Consider the following 2,476-nt stretch of genomic DNA (forward strand, 5'->3'; position numbering starts at 1 on the left):
TTTATGGCCCACCATTCCGTGACCGATGACGACGATTTTCATGGCAGAAGCCCTTTAGTTTGCAACGCTGTTGTTAGCACCCAGCGCGAGGTCGCGCAGCGCCGCTTCCCTTGCCTTGTGTTCGGGACTGAAGCGCACGGCGAGCGCGCACAGCGCGGTAGCCGTAACGACTACACCCAGCATCCCAAGCGTTTGCTGAACGCTGCCCATGCCTTTCATCAAGAATCCCGCTGCGACCGCACCCACATTTCCGCCCGCGCCGATAACCCCTGCCACGCCGCCCAGCGCCTTACGGTCGATGAACGGAACCAGCGCGTAGGTCGCGCCACATGCCATGTGCGTGAAGAGGCCAAACGTGAGCATCGCGACAACCGCGATCGCGACGCTGTCCGCGTGCGAGAACCACATGAGGCCAAGCCCTTCGCCTGCGATCAATGCGAACAGCAGCGTCGAGCGAATGCCTAAGCCACTGCGCGCTGCTGCCTTGTCCGACAGCCAGCCGCCTAGCGCACGGGCGAACAGCGCGAGCAAGCCGAAGCTGCCTGCCGCAATCCCCGCGCCTTTGAGCGAAAGATGAAAGTGATCGACGTAATAGATCGCAGCAATGTTATGGATGAACACTTCAACGCCGAAGCACGCGGCGTAGGTGCAAAACAGCATCCACACCCGATAGTTCGAGCAAGCCGCGAGAAAGCTCGCGAGGCTGCCCTTCTTGCCGCCATCGATAGGAATGCCGCGCGCGCGCAAATCCGAAAACGCGCCTTGCGGGCAATCCTGCGTATAGCGCCAGTACAGGATCGCCATGAGCGGCATGGCGAGCGCAGGCACGATCAACGCAATCCGCCACGCCGACGCCTCCGCGACGCCGAATAACATGACGCCGCCGAGCATCATCGGGACCAGTGCCTGCGCGGCGCCGGCGCCCGCATTACCCCAGCCCGCGCTTGCAGCATTGGCCGTACCCACGACGTTCGGTGCGAACATCACCGATGTGTGGTACTGCGTAATAACAAAGCTCGCGCCCACTGCACCGATGGCGAGACGGCACCAGAGGAAACTTTCGTAACCGGTCGCCATGGCCGCACCGAGGACCGGCAACGCGCCCAGGACCAGCAAGCCGCAATAGACCTTGCGCGGTCCGAGCCGATCGCACATTGGACCAATCACAAGACGCGCGAGAATGGTCGCGGCAACCGCCGCGATGTTGATGTTCGCGACCTGATCGACGGTGAGGTGAAACTGCTGCTTGATCAGCGGCATCAACGGTGCGCACGCGAACCACGCAAAGAAGCAAACGAAGAAGGCCATCCACGTGAGATGGAAAGCGCGCATAGGCGGCGTGCTCAGGCTAAAGAGATCTATGCGTGTGGCTTTGTCGGTCATGTTCGTCCCGGTAAACGACAAGGCGTCCCGTGAAGCCCAGTCGAATGACCAGGTTCAGGGGACGCCGTTGTCCAAAATCAGTATTCAGGTTACTGCTGTGCTTAACGAAATCGTTGGATCGCCGTTGATCCGACCATGTACCTAATGCAATAGGCGTGCCATGCGGAAAGCCAACGCGCTAAGCCTCGCGTGACGGGGCTTAAGCGGGGTTTAGCTTTGCGCTGCCCATTTTTCGTGCGACGCATTTTGATGCGGCGGGCACACCGTTGGTGCGACGCAGCACTGCGGGCGTGCGGCATGCATCGCGCGATACGCCTGATCCCGAAGGTGCGCAGGTACGCCAACTCGTCCCCTCGCAACCAATATGTTCGTTGCACGCGTTACGTTTCGCGACTGGCCTGGAATTTGCATATACATCGTGGTGCGCGGCAACGACGTCGCGTCACGACGAAGCAAAGACCCCCGCAATATCGGACAACGGCGTCCGCCCGTGCAGAGTCACGAGCGGACGTTTTTTTTGACTGTCAACATTCGTTAGCCCGCGAAAGGATCTCACCATGACCCACGGCCGAGTCACTTTGCTGAGCGCTGGTCCCGGCGACCTCGACCTCCTCACGATCAAAGCCGCCAAGGCGCTCGCGGGCGCGGAAATCCTCTTGCTCGACGAGCTTGTCAATCCTGACATCGTGACGCTCGCGCCTCGTGCCCGCGTTATAAGGGTCGGCAAACGCGGCGGCTGCAAGTCGACGCCCCAGGCGTTCATTCAGCGGTTGATGCTCCGATACGCATCGAAGGGAATGTATGTCGTGCGCGTGAAGGGCGGCGACGCGTTGCTGTTCGGACGGGCGGGCGAAGAACTGGCCGAACTCCGGCGCGCCGGAATTCCGGTCGAGATCATCAACGGCATTTCGTCGGGTTTTGCAGCAGCGGCGAGTTTGGGCATATCGCTCACGCATCGCGACCATTGCCCGGGAGTCACGTTCGTCACCGCGCACAAGCAGGACCACAAGGAACCCGACTGGACCGCGCTCGCCGCAACCGGTACGACACTGGTTATCTATATGGGCATGAAGCGGATCGACAGTATCTGCGC

The 2,476-nt window shown here is 60.9% G+C and carries 2 protein-coding genes; one reads left to right on the forward strand and one right to left on the reverse strand.

The features are described from left to right. Positions 1-54: 54 nt before the first annotated feature. Positions 55-1,383: an MFS transporter gene (locus WCA53_RS10515; protein ID WP_423908839.1), complete on the reverse strand. Its 1,329-nt coding sequence runs from the start codon at positions 1,381-1,383 to the stop codon at positions 55-57. A 557-nt stretch (positions 1,384-1,940) separates the two neighbouring features. On the opposite strand from WCA53_RS10515, the gene cobA reads away from it, so the two are divergent. Then, positions 1,941-2,476: uroporphyrinogen-III C-methyltransferase (cobA, locus tag WCA53_RS10520; RefSeq protein WP_423908842.1), on the forward strand; the 536-nt coding region annotated here is incomplete at its 3' end.

This window comes from Caballeronia sp. (assembly GCF_049581465.1).
GTDB lineage: Bacteria > Pseudomonadota > Gammaproteobacteria > Burkholderiales > Burkholderiaceae > Caballeronia.

What these genes read in the sequence shown, in the direction of transcription:
- WCA53_RS10515 (WP_423908839.1), bottom strand. Translation starts at nt 1,383, where the DNA reads ATGACCGACAAAGCCACACGCATAGATCTCTTTAGCCTGAGCACGCCG.